The sequence below is a fragment of the Pedobacter psychrodurus genome, from assembly GCF_032678585.1.
Classification (GTDB): Bacteria; Bacteroidota; Bacteroidia; order Sphingobacteriales; family Sphingobacteriaceae; genus Pedobacter; species Pedobacter psychrodurus_A.
Genome location: NZ_JAVTSN010000020.1, coordinates 50540 through 71646, shown reverse-complemented (window position 1 = coordinate 71646; position 21107 = coordinate 50540). Strand labels below are relative to the sequence as shown.

General features: G+C 39.0%; 21 protein-coding genes. 13 read left to right on the top strand and 8 right to left on the bottom strand.

Features of this window, described 5'->3' with window-relative positions; genetic code table 11:
• The first annotated feature begins 156 nt into the window (after window positions 1–156).
• On the top strand, window positions 157–1041 hold the full coding sequence (locus tag R2S57_RS14595) for an AraC family transcriptional regulator (protein WP_316845692.1): 885 nt from the start codon (window positions 157–159) through the stop codon (window positions 1039–1041).
• A 50-nt stretch (window positions 1042–1091) separates the two neighbouring features.
• Here R2S57_RS14595 and R2S57_RS14590 read toward each other — a convergent pair whose 3' ends face one another.
• Both R2S57_RS14590 and R2S57_RS14585 read right to left on the bottom strand, forming a co-directional pair.
• Window positions 1092–1970 (bottom strand): hypothetical protein, encoded by an 879-nt coding sequence (locus R2S57_RS14590; protein WP_316845691.1) that lies wholly within the window; start codon window positions 1968–1970, stop codon window positions 1092–1094.
• Window positions 1971–2070: 100 nt separating this feature from the next.
• A complete protein-coding gene (locus tag R2S57_RS14585; RefSeq protein WP_316845690.1) occupies window positions 2071–3885 on the bottom strand; it encodes a MutS-related protein in 1815 nt (604 codons plus the stop codon).
• Between the two features lie 111 nt (window positions 3886–3996).
• Here R2S57_RS14585 and rlmH point away from each other — a divergent pair, with 111 nt between their 5' ends.
• Entirely contained in the window at window positions 3997–4470 is a 474-nt protein-coding gene (gene rlmH, locus R2S57_RS14580) for a 23S rRNA (pseudouridine(1915)-N(3))-methyltransferase RlmH (protein ID WP_316845689.1), read from the top strand.
• A 108-nt stretch (window positions 4471–4578) separates the two neighbouring features.
• Window positions 4579–4707, top strand: coding sequence for a hypothetical protein (locus R2S57_RS14575; protein WP_255352031.1), 129 nt, complete (start codon window positions 4579–4581; stop codon window positions 4705–4707).
• A 60-nt stretch (window positions 4708–4767) separates the two neighbouring features.
• On the opposite strand, the gene R2S57_RS14570 is transcribed toward R2S57_RS14575, so the two are convergent.
• A complete protein-coding gene (locus R2S57_RS14570; protein WP_316845688.1) occupies window positions 4768–5310 on the bottom strand; it encodes a DUF5606 domain-containing protein in 543 nt (180 codons plus the stop codon).
• 153 nt (window positions 5311–5463) lie between these two features.
• Window positions 5464–5925: a peptidylprolyl isomerase gene (locus tag R2S57_RS14565; RefSeq protein ID WP_316845687.1), complete on the bottom strand. Its 462-nt coding sequence runs from the start codon at window positions 5923–5925 to the stop codon at window positions 5464–5466.
• Window positions 5926–6158: 233 nt separating this feature from the next.
• Between R2S57_RS14565 and R2S57_RS14560 the strand changes: the two genes are divergently transcribed.
• The gene (locus tag R2S57_RS14560) at window positions 6159–7340 is read left to right on the top strand and encodes an asparagine synthetase B (RefSeq protein ID WP_082458716.1); all 1182 of its coding nucleotides are present in this window, start codon (window positions 6159–6161) and stop codon (window positions 7338–7340) included.
• A gap of 276 nt (window positions 7341–7616) precedes the next feature.
• Window positions 7617–8357: an outer membrane beta-barrel protein gene (locus R2S57_RS14555; protein ID WP_316845686.1), complete on the top strand. Its 741-nt coding sequence runs from the start codon at window positions 7617–7619 to the stop codon at window positions 8355–8357.
• Between the two features lie 68 nt (window positions 8358–8425).
• Here R2S57_RS14555 and R2S57_RS14550 read toward each other — a convergent pair whose 3' ends face one another.
• The 4 genes from R2S57_RS14550 to R2S57_RS14535 all read right to left on the bottom strand — a co-directional run bounded on the left by R2S57_RS14550 (window position 8426) and on the right by R2S57_RS14535 (window position 13846).
• Window positions 8426–10396: a putative porin gene (locus tag R2S57_RS14550; RefSeq protein WP_316845685.1), complete on the bottom strand. Its 1971-nt coding sequence runs from the start codon at window positions 10394–10396 to the stop codon at window positions 8426–8428.
• A gap of 37 nt (window positions 10397–10433) precedes the next feature.
• A complete protein-coding gene (locus R2S57_RS14545; RefSeq protein WP_316845684.1) occupies window positions 10434–11249 on the bottom strand; it encodes a purine-nucleoside phosphorylase in 816 nt (271 codons plus the stop codon).
• Window positions 11221–12282, bottom strand: coding sequence for a tetraacyldisaccharide 4'-kinase (lpxK, locus tag R2S57_RS14540; RefSeq protein WP_316845683.1), 1062 nt, complete (start codon window positions 12280–12282; stop codon window positions 11221–11223). The genes R2S57_RS14545 and lpxK overlap by 29 nt, the downstream gene beginning before the upstream one ends.
• Before the next feature lie 406 nt (window positions 12283–12688).
• A complete protein-coding gene (locus R2S57_RS14535) occupies window positions 12689–13846 on the bottom strand; it encodes a carboxypeptidase-like regulatory domain-containing protein (protein WP_316845682.1) in 1158 nt (385 codons plus the stop codon).
• A gap of 220 nt (window positions 13847–14066) precedes the next feature.
• Between R2S57_RS14535 and R2S57_RS14530 the strand changes: the two genes are divergently transcribed.
• From R2S57_RS14530 to R2S57_RS14495, 8 genes are all read left to right on the top strand, one after another.
• Window positions 14067–15206, top strand: coding sequence for a sterol desaturase family protein (locus R2S57_RS14530; protein WP_316845681.1), 1140 nt, complete (start codon window positions 14067–14069; stop codon window positions 15204–15206).
• A gap of 409 nt (window positions 15207–15615) precedes the next feature.
• A complete protein-coding gene (locus R2S57_RS14525) occupies window positions 15616–16746 on the top strand; it encodes an NAD(P)/FAD-dependent oxidoreductase (RefSeq protein WP_316845680.1) in 1131 nt (376 codons plus the stop codon).
• On the top strand, window positions 16747–17460 hold the full coding sequence (locus tag R2S57_RS14520; protein WP_316845679.1) for a methyltransferase domain-containing protein: 714 nt from the start codon (window positions 16747–16749) through the stop codon (window positions 17458–17460).
• Window positions 17457–18509: a type III polyketide synthase gene (locus R2S57_RS14515; RefSeq protein ID WP_316845678.1), complete on the top strand. Its 1053-nt coding sequence runs from the start codon at window positions 17457–17459 to the stop codon at window positions 18507–18509. The genes R2S57_RS14520 and R2S57_RS14515 overlap by 4 nt, the downstream gene beginning before the upstream one ends.
• A gap of 67 nt (window positions 18510–18576) precedes the next feature.
• The gene (locus tag R2S57_RS14510; protein WP_316845677.1) at window positions 18577–19014 is read left to right on the top strand and encodes a 3-hydroxyacyl-ACP dehydratase FabZ family protein; all 438 of its coding nucleotides are present in this window, start codon (window positions 18577–18579) and stop codon (window positions 19012–19014) included.
• The gene (locus R2S57_RS14505) at window positions 19007–20284 is read left to right on the top strand and encodes a beta-ketoacyl-[acyl-carrier-protein] synthase family protein (RefSeq protein ID WP_316845676.1); all 1278 of its coding nucleotides are present in this window, start codon (window positions 19007–19009) and stop codon (window positions 20282–20284) included. The genes R2S57_RS14510 and R2S57_RS14505 overlap by 8 nt, the downstream gene beginning before the upstream one ends.
• The gene (locus R2S57_RS14500; RefSeq protein WP_316845675.1) at window positions 20277–20540 is read left to right on the top strand and encodes an acyl carrier protein; all 264 of its coding nucleotides are present in this window, start codon (window positions 20277–20279) and stop codon (window positions 20538–20540) included. Before R2S57_RS14505 ends, R2S57_RS14500 begins: the two co-directional genes overlap by 8 nt.
• A complete protein-coding gene (locus R2S57_RS14495) occupies window positions 20527–21003 on the top strand; it encodes a 4'-phosphopantetheinyl transferase superfamily protein (protein ID WP_316845674.1) in 477 nt (158 codons plus the stop codon). Before R2S57_RS14500 ends, R2S57_RS14495 begins: the two co-directional genes overlap by 14 nt.
• Window positions 21004–21107 lie beyond the last annotated feature (104 nt).

Sequence of the window (21107 nt, the reverse complement as noted above, 5' to 3'; positions counted from 1 at the left end):
AGTTAAATTAAGCTAAACATCAATCCAAGAAACAATGATTAGCCTTATCCACTAAATGATTGTTTCCCTTAACCAAAGATCAAAAAAATATAAAAGATAAAAATGTATTAACTTGCTCAAAAAATGGATTATATTACTTTTTATTAAAAATTGAACATGGAGAAGCTACAGGATAAACCAAAAAATAGTTTTGATTTGCTAAAATCCATCATCATTCCAAAGAATGTACTTCTCAAACAATGTACAGACAATGGAATCATAAATAATATATTCATTACCGACATGGGCTATTACCGTAAGGCATTGAACCACTATATCCAAAGAAAAAATGGTGCGGAGCAACATATTCTAATATATTGTGTAGAGGGAATGGGAACCGTAGAATTTCAAGGTACCGTATACCACATCGAAGCAGGAAATTATATCATCGTCCCTAAAAAAACACCCCATATTTACCAGGCCGACCCAGATTTACCATGGACTATTTATTGGTTCCACTTTTCAGGGATAGGTGCCGACCAGCTTGTGACATCGTTACAGCACTATAAAGCTTATGCAGGTTTTAGTGAGGAACGGACCCTCTTGTTCGATACCATTTATAACCGGTTGGAAAGAGGTTTTAGCAGAGAAAACATCATTTATGCCAATTTATGTTTCCACTATTATATTGCCGAAATCGTTTATTCCGATAAACTGCCCAATAACGATAAAATCATGGATCCTGACAAGGTTGAAGAAGCTATAGATTTTATGCGGAACAACCTCGAGAAGACGCTTACCTTAAAAGAAATGGCTTTGGCAGTGTACCTTTCCCCCTCCTATTTATCGGCTATATTTAAAAAGAAAACGGGCACTTCGCCCATTGATTACTTTAACCAGCTTAAAATTCAGAAAACCACTCAGTATTTGCTTTTCACCAATTTAAGGATCAATGAAATTGCACAGAAAATCGGCATTAACGATCCTTATTATTTTAGCCGGCTGTTCTCCAGCGTGATGGGCATTTCGCCAAAACAATATCGGGATAATCGGTTTAATTAAGATATTTTTGGATTGTGCTCAGATGTAATCATCTTAGAAGATTTAATATTTCAAACCATTCTAGATGAAATATGATGATCAATATCAAAATTTGCCCAAACAATTTCCCGATCCACCATGGTGAAACGTTGGTAGTGATTATATATTGATGCCACCTTAAAATCTGGCTCCATAACCAGCCACCAAGTTTTACTGTCAGATTTTAGATCCACACTGATTAAATTATACATCTCTTTTATCTCATCCAATGATTTTTCAAAGTTGGTATTCTCAAATCTCCTGAAAATTAAATATTGCAAATTGGCAATTATAGCGTCATAATCAGAAGCTAGTTTTTTAACAAGCTCTACTTTATCGTCTATTTGCTGATCCTCGCTTTCTGTACTGATTGATAATTCAATATTATGATCAGGATGAAGATTTGGCACTACCCCATACCAGTTTTTCTCTTTTCTGTTGTAAATCAATCGACCAAAAGGTTCAACAATAATGCTTTTGGAATCATTATATATACTTTCTTCTTCTTTCCGAAGTTGAAAAACCCTCATACAAATAAACGTGATCAAAAAAGACGGCCCGTAGGTAACCAAAAATTCATCAACAGCAAGAGACATTAACTTTCCAAATACCAATAAGTAAAGCATAAACAATGCTATTGAGGTCATAAGCGCATTGCCTGCAATCCTCTTTTTATGATAAACTGACTGGGCGATGCCATTAATTTTACGCATATTAAATAAAAGTGCGCAGAAAGTAAAAGCAATAAATACGGCAGCATCTTTCAGATCCAAATGAACATTAACGCTATAATTTGAAATAATGATTGGCAATATCTTGAGGTACGCCATCATGATTGCAAAGGTGATCGGAAGGCTAAGTAACAGTGTAGTTAATGTCACTTTTAAGCTATAAATAATGGCCTGTTTCATGAGAAATCGTAGTCTAGAGCAGTTTTAGCGTTTTGTTAAAAGTTGAAGTTAAAAATTTAATCTATTAAATAGCAGATTAAAATATCCAACTCCACCAATATTAATCCAACGTCAAACCAATTTCCTTCAATAAAATAGCTGCATTAAAAGTCTTACACGGCCCGTATTTTAGCAAATAATCAAATCTCATTTCGCCCTCGGTAATTTGAATATCGAAATGGAAATTACGTACGGTTTCGGGATGGCCTTTAATCAGATCGGCCAATTGTAAATCGTGGGTGGCAAAAAGTGCAGGTGTTTTTTCGGCAATCAGCTTTTCTACAAAAACTTTCGACCCCAGGTATTTATCCCTGCTGTTTGTGCCCCGCAGCATTTCGTCAATCAACACAAAAGTATCCTTATCTTTTACTACGTTGTCTAAAATCATTTTCAAACGGTTTAGCTCGGCCTTAAAAGTAGAAGTACTTTCATTCAATGAATCCTTGATCCGCATATAGGTATTGATCGAAAAAACAGATAATTGCATTGTTTTGGCACAAACAGGTGCACCAGAATACGCCAACACCATATTAATGCCCAAGGTGCGCAGAAAGGTACTTTTACCAGCCATATTGGAACCGGTTACAATATCAACAGTAGGTTTTGCTTCCAGGTGAAAATCATTACTTACCCTCAATTTTTCGTTAATCAGCGGATGGCCGATATGGGTACCCGTTAAGGCAAATTGATCTGTCACGACCGGAAAAACCCAATCAGGCTGATTATAAGCCGTTGTGGCTAATGAAATGAGTTCTTCGAAATCGCCTAAATGATCAAGTGCAGAAATTACATCCGCTGATGATGACTTGTACCAGCTTGCCAAACTGATACAACACCTCAAGTCCCACAATAAAAGTGCATTTAATATTCCACCTACAATGAGGTTCAACCGGGCATCAAAATTCTGGATAATTTTAGATAAGGCTTTGATTTCTTTACTGACCGGAATTTTAGAATCTAATAAGTTTAATGTGTATGGGCTTTTCCAGTTTTGATTTTCTGTCCACAAAATGGCGCTGGCATAACCGTTAAGCAAGCCTGAGCTTCCACCGAAACTATAAAATACCTTGTTAATCTTTGCACCCAATAACACGTTCCATCCCGTGTGGATCACAAACAGCAAAGCCAATATCTTCCAAAAAACACTACTAACAAACAGCGCGGCCAAAATTAGGCCAATAGAAATATAAGGCAGCAGTTTTACATAAAACCTTAAAAAGCCTCCTTTAACAAATTCCAGTTGTGCGCCTAATTGTTGTTTTAACTGGATTTTAATCTGTTCTATTCTATCCGGATCGTAGCCATGCAGACTAGCCCTAAAACTATAGGTTTCGGCTATCTTTTCAATCACTTCTTTTACGGCTTCCTGACGCAGGCGAATTTTATCCAGGATCGGTTTTTCTGCAAAACTTTTGGCCAATAGCTCATTTCCACTTTTGGTACTGCAACGGTTAACAAGCGCAAATAGAGAAGCATTTCCAAAGATATCAAGATCGGAGCTATATGGATGGAGTTCCGATTCGAAAGTTTTACCCTGATCGTAGCCGTTTTCTAAACCGTTTAAAATATTCCACTCGTTTTGGTACACCCATAAAAGCTGTTTTTTATAATCGATTTCCCGGTCCAGAATGCTTTGCCGGCGTACAATAAACGCAAAAGCAATTACAGGCACCACTAAACCAAACTGTATTAAGGTGCGTAATCCATCATCTGCAGAGCGCAGCAGTAAGACAAACAGTAAAATTTCGGCCAAAAACAAACCGATACGCATGAAAGAAAGCTGATCAATCAGTTTTTTCGTTTGATCGATCTCTCCTGTAACCTGCTTAATTTTCTGATCGTAACCGGCTATTATTTCTGCTTGTTGTTTTAACATGATGGCTTCTGTATATATATTTTCGAAGGCATCAGACTGATAAATTGTATTATTTGTTACAATTTTCTCTAAGTTTGAATCTCGAAAATTCTAAAGATAGGGAAATATTAAATGAAGATTACGCTGATCGCCATTGGCAAAACCGAAGACAAGTATCTGATTGAAGGCATTGACAAATACATCAACCGCCTGAAACATTATATTAACTTTAGTTTTTTGGCCTTGCCAGATGTAAAAAACGTTAAAAACCTCAGTGAAGCACAGCAAAAAACCAAGGAAGCTGAACTGTTGCACAAACAAATCAATAATGGCGATGTTGTTATTTTATTAGATGAAAAGGGGAAAAAATACAGCTCGGTAGCATTTTCCAACTACTTAAATAAACAGATGATCGGCAGTGTGCAGCATTTAATTTTTATTATTGGCGGACCGTATGGCTTTGACGAAAGCATTTACAAAAGGGCAAACGGTTTAATCTCCTTATCCGACATGACCTTTTCGCACCAGATGATCAGGTTGTTTTTTGTAGAGCAGCTTTACCGCGGATTCAGCATTTTAAAGGGCGAACCCTATCATCACGCATAGCCTGATGGAAGATGGCTGAGGTAGGATGGATAATGGGAAAGGTGAGATGGAGGATGGAAATAAAATATGGAAAAGCAAGATAAAAATCATCATTAAATAAAAGAGACGATGTTATTAGATAAATATAAACGGGAATACCGATATAAAAGCAATCAGAACGGCAATAATAAATACCTATGGATCAGCATCATTGCTTCTTTGGTTATCGTTGCATTGCTTTATTATTTCTTCGATTAATTCCACAAAAAAAACACCAGACGAATCGCCTGGTGTTTTCTATTATAAGTAAAATAAAGCTTAAACGCCTTTTTTACTGGTCATGCTCGCTTTTTTAGCTGGCGCTGAAGTTTTAGTAGTAGCTTTAGCACTTGCTGATGCTTTAGATCCTGTAGCTTTTTGTTTTTTATCTGAAGCTGCTTTTTCTTCTGATAATTTAACCTCTGCAGGTGTACCTGGTGTTTCAGGAGTCTCTTCTGTAAACAAAGGAAGATCTTTTAACAAGTTATACCAGGTAATGATTTTCTTCATATCAGAAGCATAAACTTTTTCCTGATCGTGACCTGGTGCTACTTCAAGAAAGTAAGCACGTAAATCGCCTTTCAAATCCGGAGTAGCTCCTTTTGCAGAAATCTTGGCAAAAATATCAGCCAGTTTAATTTCTTCTTCTTCACCATACACGGTAATATCTTCTAATGAAGCTAATTTTGTATTGGTGATATTGGCTACAACTTTAGTTTTCTGAGCATCTAAACCCTCTAAAATGTAACCTACTTTATTTTGTCCAACCAGTTTAAATAAACCTGGTCTGCCAGATACGGCAACAATTCCTCTTAAATTCATATTTTTTGTGAGATATGAGATTCGAGATATGAGATATGAGAAACCACTCAAATCAAATAACTAAAACTCTTTGTTCAATTATTAAATGAGATAGAAGCATCAATCAGAGCAATTAAGTCTCAAATCTAATGTCTCAAATCTCGCCTCTATTTTTTAATCTTCTAAAACTTCAATGTTTAAAATTTTATCGCCCTGGCGGATATCATCCACAAGATCAACATTCTCCACAACTTTACCAAAACAAGTATGGTTACGGTCTAAATGTGCTGTATTTGCTCTGCTGTGGCAGATAAAAAACTGTGAACCACCAGTGTTGCGGCCAGCATGGGCCATTGATAATACACCACGGTCGTGAAACTGATTTTCACCGTCCAGTTCGCAATCAATTTTGTAACCCGGGCCACCAGTACCTGCTAAATGTGCTTTAGCCGGGTCTTTTGAATTTGGGCATCCACCCTGAACCATAAAGTTAGGAATTACACGGTGAAAAGTTACACCATCATAAAAGCCTTCTTTAGCTAATTTTTTAAAGTTTGCAACGGCTTTCGGCGCATCATTGTCGTAGAATTCTACAGTCATTTCGCCTTTTTCTGTTTTTATTATTGCTTTACTCATATCAATATCGGTACTAATTTTAAATTTTATTTACCTCAAAAACTTTCTCGTTTTTTTAGTAGAGGGCAAAAATAACAAAATTGTATAACTTATAACATCATTAAATTTTTCTATACAGTTTAAATGCGGTATTTTAGTGTTTTAAGCGAATTGATTTGACAAAGAAATATTATATCCTGCTGATTTGCCTGCTTTGCTCCCTAGGCTTAAGGGCTTCATCCCTGTTGATTTACATGGACGAGGACCAAAAAAACCACCTTAAAGCTTATGGGATTGCTTATTGGACGATCAGCAAACAGCTGGAGGTGGATTGGCTTTTAAACTACCGTGGCGGAAGCTTTTTAATTAAATATAATAAAACGGTTGAGGATGAACTTAAAATCCGTGGGGTATCTTACGAAGTACTGGCCGACGGGAAGGTGACCAATCTGTTGAACGAGATCAGTGATCCTTCGGTAAACATGGAGATGGTTAAACTGGAGAAAACGCCAAAAATTGCCGTTTACTCACCAAAAAGTAAATTACCCTGGGATGATGCGGTAACACTGGTATTAACCTATGCCGAAATACCTTATGAGGTAATTTATGATGATGATATTTTACAGGACAAGCTGAGCAAATACGACTGGTTACACCTGCACCATGAAGATTTTACCGGACAATATGGGCGTTTCTGGGCCAATTTCAGGTACGCCACCTGGTACCAGGAAGATGTCAAAAACCAGGAAACCCTGGCCAAACGTATGGGTTATAAAAAAGTTTCGGAAATGAAACTGGCAGTAGCTAAACACATTAAAGAGTACTGTGCAGGTGGTGGTTTTCTGTTTGCCATGTGCTCGGGTACCGATAGTTTCGATATTGCGCTGGCTGCCGATGGTGTAGATATCTGTGCGCAGATGTTTGATGGTGATGCTGCTGATCCTAATGCACAGGCCAAATTGGATTTTAATAAAACACTGGCTTTTCAGAATTTCAAACTGGACAACAACCCGATGAATTATGAATTTTCGGATATTGATGCTACTCAGACCCGAACACTGAACCAAAGCAACGATTATTTCACACTATTCGATTTTTCGGCCAAATGGGACCTCGTACCCACGATGCTCACGCAGGATCACGATAAGGTAATCAAAGGTTTTATGGGGCAAACTACGGCCTTTAGAAAAAGCCTGGTTAAAACAAGTGTTACCGTTTTGGGCGAAAACAAAGGTGCTGCAGAGGTAAGGTACTTACACGGCGAAATTGGCAAAGGACAGTTTACTTTTTACGGCGGCCACGATCCTGAAGATTACCAGCATGCTGTTGGTGATCCGCCAACAGATTTAAACCTGCACCCAAATTCGCCAGGCTACCGGTTGATTTTAAATAATGTGCTTTTCCCAGCGGCAAAAAAGAAACCGCAAAAAACTTAATTTCGGTTTCGCTTTGGCATTGTAGATTTAAGCTGGGAATGCTTCATTCTTTTCTCTATTCCTGTTATGTATACAGACAAATGCCCCTGCCACTTGAAGTAATAGGCATGGTAATTATACTGAAATCCATCAAAAAAGAACCTGTAAACCAATAGATTATAGAATTATTTGTAACAGACTTGATACTTTGGCACAGCTTTTGGAATTGAGGCTTGTAATTAACAACAGGTAAAAGCCTGAAATTTTTAAACAAGATTCTTCTAAAAGAAAAATATTATGAAAAAGTTATTATTAAGCGCTTCAGTTTTATTATTGGCAACAGGTGCATTTGCACAGACAAAAATGACTGGTGAAACTTCGCGTTTTGGAATTAAAGCCGGTGTTAACCTCTCAAAATTTCATGCTGGTGGCGATGATGCCGCAGCCAATACTTTTAACGATAATGCAAAAAACAATGTTGGCTTTAATGTGACCGCATTTGGTGATTTTGGTGTAGGAAATAATTTCTTTATCCAGCCAGGTGTATCACTTCAAAACAAGGGCAATAAATTCGAATCTGTGAGCACGAATACCGCTTTGGGTAATACCGTTACCACCACATCTTCTGTTAAAACCAATTTAATGGCCATTGAGGTGCCGATTAATGCAGTATTTAGAATTCCTACAGGTGATGCTGGTTCAGTTCAGATCAGTGCAGGTCCGTATATAGGCTTTAATATTTCAGGTAAAGACAAAGGTGAAACTACCGTTACAACCGTGAACAATTCGAATAATAACAGCGCTACTGTTACCACCTCTAACGATAGAGACTTATCGTTTGGCAGTGCCAGTGATAAAAACTACAACAGTACAGAATTTGGTGCAAACTTTGGATTAGCTTACCGTACCAATTCAGGATTTTTAGTGGGTGCCAACTATGGTTTAGGTTTAACAGATTTAACACCTAAAGACAGACAGGCGAACACCAATAAATTAACTAACCGTGTGTTAGGTTTCTCAGTTGGTTATTCTTTCTAAGAAAAGCCTTAAAATAAAAAAGCTGTGCCGATGTAAAATTGGCACGGCTTTTTTAATGCCTGATGGTTTTAATCGTAAAAGTTCCAGGTTACGCCAAATTTTAATAAGGCATCCTGCATAGGGTATCTGTTTACAGTATAATATCCTGTTTGAAACAAACCTTGATTGATAAAATCGTATTTAACAAACAGATTGGCCCGCTTTAAATTGGCTTTAAAAAACACATCAACAATCGGTTTGGAAACAAAGCTTACCGGATTGGCTTCATCGATATAAAACTGTGCGGTTGCCGGTGAGTACAGATAATTTGCATATTCCGTATTGTACCTTACATCGATACCAATGTTTGCTTTTAACACCTTAAAAAAGGTATTATCAAAATAAATGCTATTATAAGTATAAAATTCGGGTGTTCTTAAAATGGCATTTTTGTCGGTTTTTTGGTAAGCAACATAATTTTCCATCGCAAATCTGCCAAACTTCCACTTCTTCGACACATCAAACCTGATTAAACTGATATCTGCTGTTTCCTGCTTAGGCAAAATGGCTGTTGTACCATTGCTATGGTCGGCAGCAAAATACAGGTAGTTACTGGTTAAGAAATATTTAGCCCCTACATTAAAAGCATATTTATCATTGATGTAGTTGAAAGATAAATTGGCAATTTTGGTGTTTTTAAAATCGTTATTGCTCCATTGGTAGTGGTTGCCATGGTAATAGTTGAAAATGGTAGCTGGCGTTTGGTTCTGCACGTATGCGCCTAATTCGAGCCGGCCTATTGTTTTACCCAAAAGGATTTTACTTTTCGCTTCATAAAGGTAATCGCCGGCATTTTCGCCTTGCAAAATCTGCTGAACATCTAAGTTAAAATCGATATTATTCGAGAACCTGTAACCCGCAGCGCCTAAAATGGTAATGTTTTGATAGGCAAAGCGGCTTTGCTCAAAATATTTACCGTCTTGTTTAATGCCCAGAAACTCATGTTTATAATAATCGTGTCTGACGCCAGCATCAAGTTTTAGCTCATTTTTAATGAGCGAAGAACTTTTAGGCCTTAAGAAGAAACTGTAAATAAATTCATTTTTGATGTGCTGCACATGGGTAGAATCGTTTGTAAAGGTTGTGCTATTGATGCCCGGAGGCAAAACATTGTTCGGATCGGTACCATTTTTATAAAAATCGTAACTTTCGTTATTGTACTCAAAGGTATAGGTAACCTTATTGGTTGGCAAAACAGCATTGTTTGCATTGGCAGATGTATCTATCCGGCCTACATAATAAGTTTGCTTTAAAAACACAGTATTCTTTTTATACATGTTCCGCGCATCCGACAGGTTTACCGCTTCGGCATCCCTCGTGATCTTATTATAACCCGGATCAAAAATATTTTGAGCCACTACCGAACCGTTTTCATAACCACGCATGGTGTTAAAAATGGCCGATGCCCACATATTGTACCGTTTGCTTGGCGATTGATACCAGGAAAATACAGCCACATTCAAATTATCGCCACGTTGCCTGGCATAAAAACCTTTAGAATCTCCACGGTTAAAATTTACGCCCACATTCCAGTTTTTCTTGATATTTTGGGTATGGATGGCTCTAAAAAGCTGTTCCGTTTTTCCACCGCTTATAAAATACAAACTCGTAAAGGGCGTTCGGGCCTGGTAATAAATAATATCTTCAGGTGTTAACGCATAATAATCGAATGAATGGAAGCCTACATCAAAACCGATCCTTTTACTGGGCTCGAACAACAATGGCCGCGCGGCTAAACCCATGTTACCCGTACTGATGGTAGGATGCAAGGGCTGCAAAAGCGGACTATAATTCTGGATATTGGTAGTGGTGGTGTCTAAAGGCAATAATACGATGCTATCTTTACTTAACGATAGCTTGGTAAAACGGATATATTTTGCAGTAAAAACAACTGAATCTTTTCCGCCATCCAATTTTTTCCGAACCGAATCGAGTTCCTTATTGGTACCCACGTTTGTTTTTAAATCCTGTGCAAAGGCCTCATTGATGCCAGCTAGCATGAACAGCAAAAAACAGATTTGAACAACCTTACGCATCTTACAGTTCGGCGATTAAGCGGGTTAAAATTTCAGTCATTTTTGGCTCAGCTTTGGCCGCAGCAGCCAAAATTTCGTCTAAATTAAAGGGCTGCAGATCTTCAGGAAAACCTTCGTCTGTTAACACAGAAATGGCAAAAACAGGCAAACCTGCATGGTTGGCCACAATTACTTCTGGCACAGTGCTCATGCCAACGGCATCGGCACCTATCAACCGCAAATATTTATATTCTGCCTTGGTTTCTAAATTCGGACCTGAAACGGCTACATAAACACCTTTGTGACATTTAATATCAACTTCTTTGGCTATAGTTAAGGCCTTCGCAATGATATCGCGTTTATAAGGCTGGCTCATATCCGGAAAACGTGGCCCCAAGTCACTTTCAATCAAACCTCGCAATGGGTTATCGGGCTGTAGATTAATGTGATCTTCAATAATCATTAAATCGCCTTTTCTGAAGTCGGGGTTTAATGAACCTGCTGCATTGGATACAATCAGGTTTTCGATGCCCAAACCCTTCATTACCCTTACCGGGAAGGTAATCTGTTGCATGCTATAGCCTTCATAATAATGTAAACGCCCTTGCATGGCAATAATTTTCTTGCCGTTTAATGTTCCAAAAATTAATTTACCACTATGAAATTCTAAAGTAGAAATCGGAAAGTTTGGAATATTAGAATACATCAACTGATGCTCAACTTCGATTTCCTTTACCAGGCCACCCAAGCCAGTACCTAAAATAATGCCTATTTCTGGCTTAAAGTTCTCTGTTTTACGTTTTATATATTCAACGGTTTCTTCTATTGCTCTTAACATAGTTTAAAATGAGTTCGTCAAAGGTAATCTTATCTTCTTCAAATAATTCAACCTCGATGGGTAAATAATATACAGGTAAATCTACCAGTAAATCTTCAAATCCGGTAGCTCTTAAACGCTTGCTATCCTTTTCTGTTGTGATGATGATTTTATCTTTTTTATTTCCGGTTAAAAAAGTGCTTTTAAACTTCTGGATATCGGCTTCTTTAAAAGCATAATGATCCGGAAATTCTTCGTGTTTAATTGTTTTGGAATATTTTCCAAGCTCCTCAATGAGTGGATCGGGGTTCGCGATCCCCGTTAATAGGAAAATTTCGAAATCCTTAACCGATTGGAGCGTACGGCTTTCGTTCTGGTATAAATGAATAAGATCACCATATTTCAGGTACGAATGTAATACGGGCTGATCGGCATTGGGCTGTAGCTCGTTTACCGATGCCTGTTGTGCAACATGTAACAAGGGCGCGGGCGATTTGGTCACCAATAATACATCTGCCCTTTTACGTGAGGAGAAAACATCCCTCAAATTACCTGCCGGTAATAAAAACTGTAAGGTGCCCAATTTCCTAAATTCGAAAAGCAGGATGTTAAAACCTGCCCTTACCGCGCGGTGCTGAAAGGCATCATCCAGAATAATCAAATCATGGTTTTCTTTGAGCTGTTTAATCCCATGTACACGGTCTTCGCAAACGGCAACGGTAACACCTGCAAATTTCTGATGGTATTGTAGCGGTTCATCGCCTATGGTTTCGGCAGTCGCATGGGCATCAGCCAGAATAAATCCCTTTGTTTTGCGGCCATAACCCCTACTCAATATCGCAATTTTATAATCGGCCAATAACCTCACCAAGTATTCGGTAGTGGGTGTTTTGCCCGATCCGCCAACAGCCAGATTGCCTACGCAGATTACGGGTAAATCGAATTGTACAGATCGCATCAAGCCCCAATCGTATAATTTTTTGCGGAGTATAATGGCGATTCCATAAATCAACGAAAAAGGAAGCAGTAAAAGACGTAGATAGTTAACTAACATATTGTGGTTTCAAAAATACTGATTATTTAAAAAAGAAAGGCATCAGCCTAATAAAGCAACCGTTAAGGCGATGGAATGGTTTTCATCAGCATGTAAAATGGAAGAGAGATGATGGAATGACCAAGATTAGTTTGGAGTTGAGCGTTTGGAGCTTGGAAAGATGGAAACAGTCCGAAGTCGATCAACCATTCGGGTTGGGGGTTCAGAGCTGGGAGTTTGGCGTGGATGAGCCGATTAATCAGCCTTGCGCTTGGCGTAAAGTTAACCGATTTAAAAAATCACTAATGACCCAGCTCTGCTTCCTCCTCGCCATTTTTTCTGCATACTCTGCGGTTAAACGGCGATAGCATTAGCCGCCCTACAACAGTTAACCGATTTAAACAATTAACCGATTAACCCAATAAACTTAAAACTGTTCCAATATATCTTTATCCGATTTATAGGTTTCGACAATTACCTTTGGAATAGATAGGTTATGTTTTTGATAAAGTGCTGTCCAAAGCTCAACATTGTTCTTTTTAGGGTATAGATAAAAATCCTGTCTGAGTTTTAAGGTAGAATAGTTGTTGTTGTTTTTTTGTTCGGGGTCTATATTTTCCAGAAAAAGCAGTTCCATCTCGGCCGAAGGCTCCCCTTCCGAAAATAATCCGGCTACCACATTACACTTTAAATAAGTGGAAGATAATTTAGCTAAACCATTTTCGATGCTATAGTTTTGCCTGTTTATCCAGATCATACTTTTGTTTATCGTAGCAATATTGCTTTCCATCCCTTTAATCAGATGTTTATCTACGGTGATATAAACCCACCCGTTCTTGCGCTTGTAAACTACATTCCTTGCCCTGGTAAAAGAGATTTTATAACACTTGGTGTCTTCATATTCCACCTGACCTTCAATTTCATAATCGTTATCCTCGCTGAGCATGTTATCGTTAAGATTACTTACAAAATAAGACTTAAGCTCAATTCTTAAATCAACCGCATAATTGATCTTCACACTACCAGTTTTCTTGAGTTCCTTAAGCCTTCGTAGCCCATCCAGTTGCAACTTGATATCATTTTTATATTCATCAGTATGGAGGTTTAACAAACCTTCGGCATAACTGTAGTATTTACCATCCTTTACCATGTATTGCCTGCACAACAGTTTTTCGCTCACCACACCGGTATCGGCAAGGTGCGCGATCGCATTTTTCATTAGGGTAGCAGCAAAATTAGCAGGATAAATATGGACATCATCTAATTTAACGTATTTGTCTTTTAGCTTAACGATGAGGTCACTGGCAATGCTGCGTTCATCAACTTTAACTGAATGGCTTTCATAACCCACCGAACTGAACGAAAGCGATTGGCCTTTATTTAAGGAGTCTATTTTAAAGCTAAAGTTTCCTTCAGGATCGCTAAGGGCAATTAATTTTTGTTTATTATAAATCGATACCGATGCAATGCCTTTATTGGCTTCGTTAACAACCTGCCCTTTAATCATTTGTTGCGCCAAGGCGCGTGGCAAGATGAAAAAACAGCTTATAAAAATGGCTGATATGATTTTTAAGTGGTATGGCATGGGTTTGAGGCGTTATTTATTTAATATTTGGCTATTAAGGGTGTAATTTAATTATTCTTCTTAAATAACGAAAATATAAAGAAGGCCAGGCGTTTAGAGCCAGGCGTTTGGCGTACAGTTAACCGATTTAAACAATTTACCGATTAACCCAAAACCAAACTAAATCCTTAATTATTCTATCTTTTTTTATTATCATTGTTGTTTATCAAAACATAATTTAATGTCTCCAAATAAAAGATTAGTAGTAGGCCAGGGCCAGATTAGCGGATATATCTCTATTTTTTTAGCCGTATTGGCACTTTTAGGTATCTTGTGTTTTCATTATCCCGAAAAACTCACCACCCCCGAGTTCCGCGAAATATATACGAAAGATAGCATGGAAGCTTTAATGCTTGGTGGTGTTATTGCGTGTTTTTTCTTTTCATTGTTAAGCTTAATCCTGAGCAAAAAACTTAAATGGGCATGGCCTGGTTTTACTCTCGGTGCCCTGGCAGTAGTATTAGGTGCATTAAGCGTGGAAGGCCGCGATGTTGCCAAATCGGGCTGGCATTTTGGTTTGGACTGGATGATTCTGGATTTACTTTTAATGGTAGCCATTTTTGTTCCGTTAGAATTGTTCTTCCCAAAAAACAACGATCAGACCAAGTTCCACGAAGAGTGGCGTACCGATTTAACTTATTTTGTAATCAGTCACCTGTTTATCCAGTTTTTCGGTATTGTTACACAAAAACCTGCCGTATTGTTTTTCGGTTGGATGGGTTTAGACAAGCTCCATACCTGGGTGCAAGGCTTGCCTTTTATTGTGGCTTTGTTCCTGGCATTTTTCAGCACCGATTTGTTTCAATACTGGGCACACCGTTTCTTTCATACCCGGGTATCGTTATGGCGTTTCCACTCGATACATCACTCTACTCAGAATATGGATTGGCTGGCTGGAAGTCGCACGCACTTTATCGATATCTTTTTCACCCGTGCCATGACGTTTATCCCGCTGTACGTATTGGGTTTTTCATCAACGGTGTTTAATGTATACATTATTTTTATCGCCATCCATGCGGTACTGATCCATGCCAATACGCGGATTAACTTTGGTCCAATAAAATATATTTTTACAACACCTCAATATCACCACTGGCACCATTGCGAGGACCCTAAATATTACGGACATAATTTTGCCTCTATATTCCCTTTTATCGATATGATTTTCGGCACCTATTATTTACCGGGCAAAGAATGGCCGGCTGGTACGGGTGTACACGAAGCAGCTTATCCGAAAGGTTTTGTTAAACAATCTATTTATCCTTTTACCAAGAGTCCGTTTGATACGGATCTGAATATGGAAGAACGGAGCGATAGATAAAACCTGGCACTAACGCTCATTTAATGTCAGTAGGCTAAGAGCTTTAACCACAGATGGGCACACCTGCCCGACTGTTCAGGCCATGATAAACACAGATCTTTATATTCCCGTCTGAATGACGGAGCTGCAATCCCGTTTAATCAAAAAAAAGAGTTTTAGAACTAAAGCTAACGCTCGTTTCTAACGAGCGTTGAATAGTTTATCGTTTATAAGATAAAATCGTTAAGCTATTGATGCAAACCCAATGCAAATGGCCACAAACAAATATCATTCCTGTCAGATGGTAACATCTGACAGCACATATAGAACGATAAAATCGTTAAGCTACTGATGCATTCGTTTGGAAACAAGCGCAAGCGGTGGAACAATCACATCATTAAAACGTTATATTAGCGTTCCATCTCATCTTATGCAGTCCGAAACAGAAATTATAATTATTGGTGGTGGATTGGCCGGCTTAACTGCCGCACTCCACTTACATAAACTGGGCATACCTGTGGTACTGATTGAGAAGGATATCTACCCCCACCATAAAGTTTGTGGGGAGTACATTTCGAACGAAGTGCTCCCCTATTTTGAATGGCTGGGTTTAGCGATCGAAAATCTGAAACCTACTTTCATCAGCGATTTGCTTTTCACATCCCTTTCGGGCAAAAGTATTCAGACCAAATTGCCACTTGGTGGTTTTGGGCTAAGCCGGTATACCATCGACCATTATCTCTATACCGAACTCATCAAAAGAAATATAAGGGTAATACACGATCGTGCAATGCAAATCAACTTTGCCTATGACCAATTTACGGTAGAAACCGCAAATAACACTTATGTTGCACCTTATGTGATCGGGGCTTATGGAAAAAGATCTGCCATAGATGTTAAACTCAACCGGCAGTTCATTCATAAACAATCGCCCTATCTGGCTGTAAAAGCCCATTACAAATCCGATTTCCCGAATCATATAGTTAGTCTGCATAATTTTGAAGGTGGTTATTGTGGCGTTTCGAAAGTAGAAAACAACCGGTTAAACATCTGTTATCTGGCCGATTACGAAAGTTTCAAAAAACACAAAAACATAGTGGCTTACCAGGAGAACATCCTGTACAAAAACAGCCACTTAAAATCGATTTTAGAAAATGCAGAAAATTTATTCGAGTCGCCTTTAACCATTAGTCAGATTTCTTTTCAAGCCAAAGAACCTGTTTATCAACACATTTTAATGATTGGTGATACTGCAGGGCTTATCCATCCGCTCTGCGGAAACGGCATGGCCATGGCTATTCATGGTGCTCAGCTTGTTTCTGTACTATTACATCAAAAACTCGAAGGTAAAATCACTTCACGTACAGCATTGGAACAAAAATATACTGCACAATGGAACAAGGAATTTAAAACCCGCTTAAAGATGGGCAGGATTTTATCTGCATTGCTCAGAAACAATAAATTTGATGGCTTTGCTATGAATACCTTAAGCAGAATGCCTTTTCTACTCAAGCAAATGATTAAACAAACACACGGAAAACCAATCCATATCTCACAATAAATGTCTGTAGATACCACATATAGAAGCACTGCCCCCGAAATTATGGATGACTTTGCCATGGAGGGTGAAATATTACGTGATGCGCTCGATAAAATCGCCAGTATTAACCAATTGCTTGGCGGTAATAAAGTTACATTGGATGGCATTAAAAGCTTAATCGACAGCAAACCAAAGCAGGAAGTTATACGTATTACTGATATTGGCTGTGGAAATGGCGATATGCTGCGCACTTTGGCCGATTATGCCAAAAGCCAGGGTTTACATTTTATTTTAAAAGGCATTGATGCCAATAGTTTTACCATCAAACACGCGGAAAGTTTATCCACCAGTTATCCAAATATCTCCTACTCATGTAGCGATATTTTTCAGGATTTAAACAAGGATGAACCCTGCGATATTATGCTCTGTACCCTAACGTTACATCATTTTAAAGATGAAGAGATTATTGATTTATTGGAAAACATTAAAAAATCGGCCAAAATGGGCATCGTCATCAACGATCTGCAAAGAAGCGCCCTGGCTTATCGTCTTTTTCAAGCTTTGTGTTATGTATTCCGTTTAAATGATATGTCGCGGGAGGATGGATTAGTTTCTATTCTCCGGGGATTTAAAAGAGCAGACCTGATTAAATACAGCAAACAATTAAACCTGAAATCGGGTTCGATTAAATGGAAATGGGCTTTCCGCTACCAATGGATAATTAAAACAATATGAGCGTAATCGTAAAAGCAGTAAGTAAAGCCTTGCCCGAATTCTGGAGATCAACTGATGAAATTTTACCTTTCCTTGATGTTTGGCTAAAAGATCAGGACGACCGCTTTGTCAGAAAAGTAAAAAAGATTTTCGAAGGTGCGGCGGTTGACAAACGCTATTCGATCATGTCGCCCGAAGAAGTATTTAGCGATTTAAGTTTTGAGGAGCGAAACAACATTTATGTTAGGGAAGGCATCAAACTGGGTGCGCAATGTTTAACATCAGCACTCGAAAAAGCCAGTTGGCAAGCACAGGATTTAGATTACATTATTACCGTGAGCTGCACAGGCATCATGATTCCTTCTTTAGATGCCTATCTGATCAATTTATTAAAACTCCGGCAGGATATTGTGCGTTTACCCGTAACCGAAATGGGCTGTGCCGCTGGGGTATCGGGCATTCTTTACGCTAAAAACTTCCTGAAAGCCAACCCTGGTAAACGTGCGGCAGTGGTAGCAGTAGAATCGCCCACGGCAACTTTTCAACTCAACGATTTTTCGATGGCCAACATTGTAAGTGCGGCCATATTTGGCGATGGTGCAGCCTGTGTGCTGTTAAGTTCGGACGAGGCAGACCATGGTCCGGAAATTTTAGCCGAAGAAATGTACCATTTCTATGATGCCGAAGAGATGATGGGTTTTAAACTCACCAATACCGGGTTGCAAATGGTACTCGATGTAGCCGTGCCCGAAACAATTGCCGGTCATTTCCCCGATATCATCCACCCCTTTCTGGCCAAAAATAATTTGCTTATTAATGATATCGACCACCTGATTTTTCACCCCGGAGGAAAAAAGATTATCCAGATCGTGGAAGAACTGTTTGGCCAGCTCGGTAAAAATATAGATGATACCAAAGAAGTATTAAGACTTTACGGAAATATGAGCAGCGCAACGGTTTTGTATGTTTTAGAAAGGATAATGGATAAAAAACCCGCAGCAGGCGAAAAAGGTTTGATGCTCAGCTTTGGGCCAGGTTTTTCGGCACAGCGTATACTTTTACAATGGTAAACATTCAAAACTAAGTCATTCAATCATTCAAAATTCAATCCTTCTCTCATTTAATACTCAATCACTCATGAAAAAAGAGATCATCGCTCAACTCCCCTATGGCAAATCTTTTCTATTTGTTGATGAGTTGTTGCATATTGATGAAAACGGCGTGACCGGCACCTATACCTACGATGAAAAGCTTCCCTTTTACGAAAGTCATTTTAAAGATCATCCCGTTACACCTGCTGTGATCCTCACCGAAACCATGGCGCAGATTGGATTGGTTTGTTTAGGGATTTACCTGTTAAAAGAGATCAATCAAAATGTATCCATCGCCATGACATCAAACGCTATTGATTTTTTAAAACCTGTTTACCCCGGTGAGCAGGTTACAGTAACGAGTGAGAAAGTGTATTTTAGGTTTAATAAACTAAACTGCAAAGTAATAATGGAAAATACGACAGGCGAAATCGTTTGCAAAGGAAATATTTCGGGTATGTTAATTTCAAAGGGACATGAATAACAGGGTTGTGATTACAGGTTTAGGCGTTTGCGCACCAAATGGCACAACTATTCCAGAATTTTCGGATGCGATAAAAAGAGGGATTTCCGGCATCCGCCATCAGCCCGATCTGGAAGCCTTAAACTTTTCCTGCCAGATAGCCGGAAAACCCGAGTTAAACGACGAACGCATCAGCCAGTATTTTACGCCACTCGAGTTACGTAACCTAAATAGCACAGGCATTGTTTATGGGGTAATCGCAGGCTTAGATGCCTGGAAGGATGCAGGTTTATCAATCGAAAATAACGATGAACCCGATTGGGACAGCGGCACTATTTTCGGTGCCGGAACCTCGGGGATAGATAAGTTTAGGTGGGCGATTAATAAAATTGATGACCTTGAAATCAAGAAACTGGGCAGTTCTGTAGTGATCCAGACCATGGCCAGCGGCGTAAGTGCATTTATCAGTGGTAAACTTGGTTTAGGGAATCAGGTAAGTACCAATTCATCTGCCTGTGCAACCGGAGCCGAAAGCATTTTACTGGCATACGAAAGGATTAAAACCGGGCAGGCTAAACGAATGCTGGCAGGCAGCACCAGCGATAGCGGTCCTTACATTTGGGGCGGTTTTGATGCGATGAAAGTATGCACTTTTAAACATAATGATGCGCCTGAAAAAGGTAGCAGACCAATGAGTGCAACGGCAAGTGGTTTTGTACCCGGAAGTGGGGCTGGCGCTTTGCTTTTAGAATCGCTCGATAGTGCTCTGGCCAGAAAAGCCAAAATATATGGAGAGGTAATGGGTGGACATATCAATTCTGGCGGTCAGCGGGGATTGGGTACCATGACTGCCCCCAACCCAATTGCCGTTCAGCGCTGCATACAGGCTGCCTTGCAAAATGCAGGCATCGAAGCTCACGAAATAGATGTGATTAATGGTCACCTTACGGCTACCACTAAAGACGCCCTTGAAATCGAAAACTGGAAAATAGCATTACAATTACCGACCGATAATTTCCCTTATATCAATTCGTTAAAAGGCATGATCGGTCATTGTATTGCAGCTTCAGGAAGTATCGAATGTGTGGCGTCGGTATTGGAACTTCACGAAGGATTTATTTTTCCCAATATTAACTGTGAAGACCTAAACCCAGAGATCAGTACATTAATCGATGTAAAAAGCATTCCACAAACATTAATTCAACAACCAATTAATATCTTAGCGAAAGCCAGTTTCGGATTTGGCGACATTAATGCCTGCGTTATCTTTAAAAAATACTCCCATGAATAAAGAACAGATCATCGAAGCCTTAAAAACCATTGTTGAACCTTATAGCGAAGAAACATCGGCTTTGACACATATCGACGAAAACACCGATTTCATAAACGACCTGAAAATAAACTCCGCCAACCTGGTTGACATTATTTTAGACATTGAAGAAAAATTCAACATTGAAATAGACAACGATTCGATGGCCAAAATGCTCAATGTAAAAGCCACCACCGAAATTATAGCAGAAAAACTGGAAGCACGTGCTGGGCAATGATATTGTTGATTTAGTACTGGCCAAAACCCAAAGCAACTGGCGGCGTAAAAATTATCTTGATAAAATTTTCACGGCTGAAGAACAGTTACTCATTAGCTCATCAGAAAAACCTGATGAAATGGTGTGGCTATTGTGGAGCATGAAAGAATCGGCCTATAAAATCTATAACCGTAAAACGGGTATACGGAGTTTTGCACCAAAAAGTTTAGAGTGTACGATCCTTTCGAACACCAGCCTAACTTATGGCGAAGTGAATATTGAGGATGATACTTATTTCACAAAAAGCGATATACAAGCGGAGTACTTGCATACCATTGCTTCCCCCGTTTGGCGTGAACTAGAGAAAATTAAGATCAATATTTACGAGTTACCAAACCATTTGTTCGATTATAAAAAGACTAAACCAGGCTGTGTGAGCCATCATGGGCAATATTTGGCATTGGTGTATGAATTCCAGAGTTGACAACTTTAATATAGAGTTGACAACTTTACTAGCAGGGTGGCAATAAAAGTTGTCAACTCTTCTCGTGCGTAATCCTCGTGCAGGCAGGGATCTTCAATGAAGAA

What these genes read in the sequence shown, in the direction of transcription:
- R2S57_RS14595 (WP_316845692.1), top strand. Translation starts at nt 157, where the DNA reads ATGGAGAAGCTACAGGATAAACCAAAAAATAGTTTTGATTTGCTAAAA.
- R2S57_RS14590 (WP_316845691.1), bottom strand. Translation starts at nt 1,970, where the DNA reads ATGAAACAGGCCATTATTTATAGCTTAAAAGTGACATTAACTACACTG.
- R2S57_RS14585 (WP_316845690.1), bottom strand. Translation starts at nt 3,885, where the DNA reads ATGTTAAAACAACAAGCAGAAATAATAGCCGGTTACGATCAGAAAATT.
- rlmH (WP_316845689.1), top strand. Translation starts at nt 3,997, where the DNA reads ATGAAGATTACGCTGATCGCCATTGGCAAAACCGAAGACAAGTATCTG.
- R2S57_RS14575 (WP_255352031.1), top strand. Translation starts at nt 4,579, where the DNA reads ATGTTATTAGATAAATATAAACGGGAATACCGATATAAAAGCAATCAG.
- R2S57_RS14570 (WP_316845688.1), bottom strand. Translation starts at nt 5,310, where the DNA reads ATGAATTTAAGAGGAATTGTTGCCGTATCTGGCAGACCAGGTTTATTT.
- R2S57_RS14565 (WP_316845687.1), bottom strand. Translation starts at nt 5,925, where the DNA reads ATGAGTAAAGCAATAATAAAAACAGAAAAAGGCGAAATGACTGTAGAA.
- R2S57_RS14560 (WP_082458716.1), top strand. Translation starts at nt 6,159, where the DNA reads ATGGACGAGGACCAAAAAAACCACCTTAAAGCTTATGGGATTGCTTAT.
- R2S57_RS14555 (WP_316845686.1), top strand. Translation starts at nt 7,617, where the DNA reads ATGAAAAAGTTATTATTAAGCGCTTCAGTTTTATTATTGGCAACAGGT.
- R2S57_RS14550 (WP_316845685.1), bottom strand. Translation starts at nt 10,396, where the DNA reads ATGCTAGCTGGCATCAATGAGGCCTTTGCACAGGATTTAAAAACAAAC.
- R2S57_RS14545 (WP_316845684.1), bottom strand. Translation starts at nt 11,249, where the DNA reads ATGTTAAGAGCAATAGAAGAAACCGTTGAATATATAAAACGTAAAACA.
- lpxK (WP_316845683.1), bottom strand. Translation starts at nt 12,282, where the DNA reads ATGTTAGTTAACTATCTACGTCTTTTACTGCTTCCTTTTTCGTTGATT.
- R2S57_RS14535 (WP_316845682.1), bottom strand. Translation starts at nt 13,846, where the DNA reads ATGCCATACCACTTAAAAATCATATCAGCCATTTTTATAAGCTGTTTT.
- R2S57_RS14530 (WP_316845681.1), top strand. Translation starts at nt 14,067, where the DNA reads ATGTCTCCAAATAAAAGATTAGTAGTAGGCCAGGGCCAGATTAGCGGA.
- R2S57_RS14525 (WP_316845680.1), top strand. Translation starts at nt 15,616, where the DNA reads ATGCAGTCCGAAACAGAAATTATAATTATTGGTGGTGGATTGGCCGGC.
- R2S57_RS14520 (WP_316845679.1), top strand. Translation starts at nt 16,747, where the DNA reads ATGTCTGTAGATACCACATATAGAAGCACTGCCCCCGAAATTATGGAT.
- R2S57_RS14515 (WP_316845678.1), top strand. Translation starts at nt 17,457, where the DNA reads ATGAGCGTAATCGTAAAAGCAGTAAGTAAAGCCTTGCCCGAATTCTGG.
- R2S57_RS14510 (WP_316845677.1), top strand. Translation starts at nt 18,577, where the DNA reads ATGAAAAAAGAGATCATCGCTCAACTCCCCTATGGCAAATCTTTTCTA.
- R2S57_RS14505 (WP_316845676.1), top strand. Translation starts at nt 19,007, where the DNA reads ATGAATAACAGGGTTGTGATTACAGGTTTAGGCGTTTGCGCACCAAAT.
- R2S57_RS14500 (WP_316845675.1), top strand. Translation starts at nt 20,277, where the DNA reads ATGAATAAAGAACAGATCATCGAAGCCTTAAAAACCATTGTTGAACCT.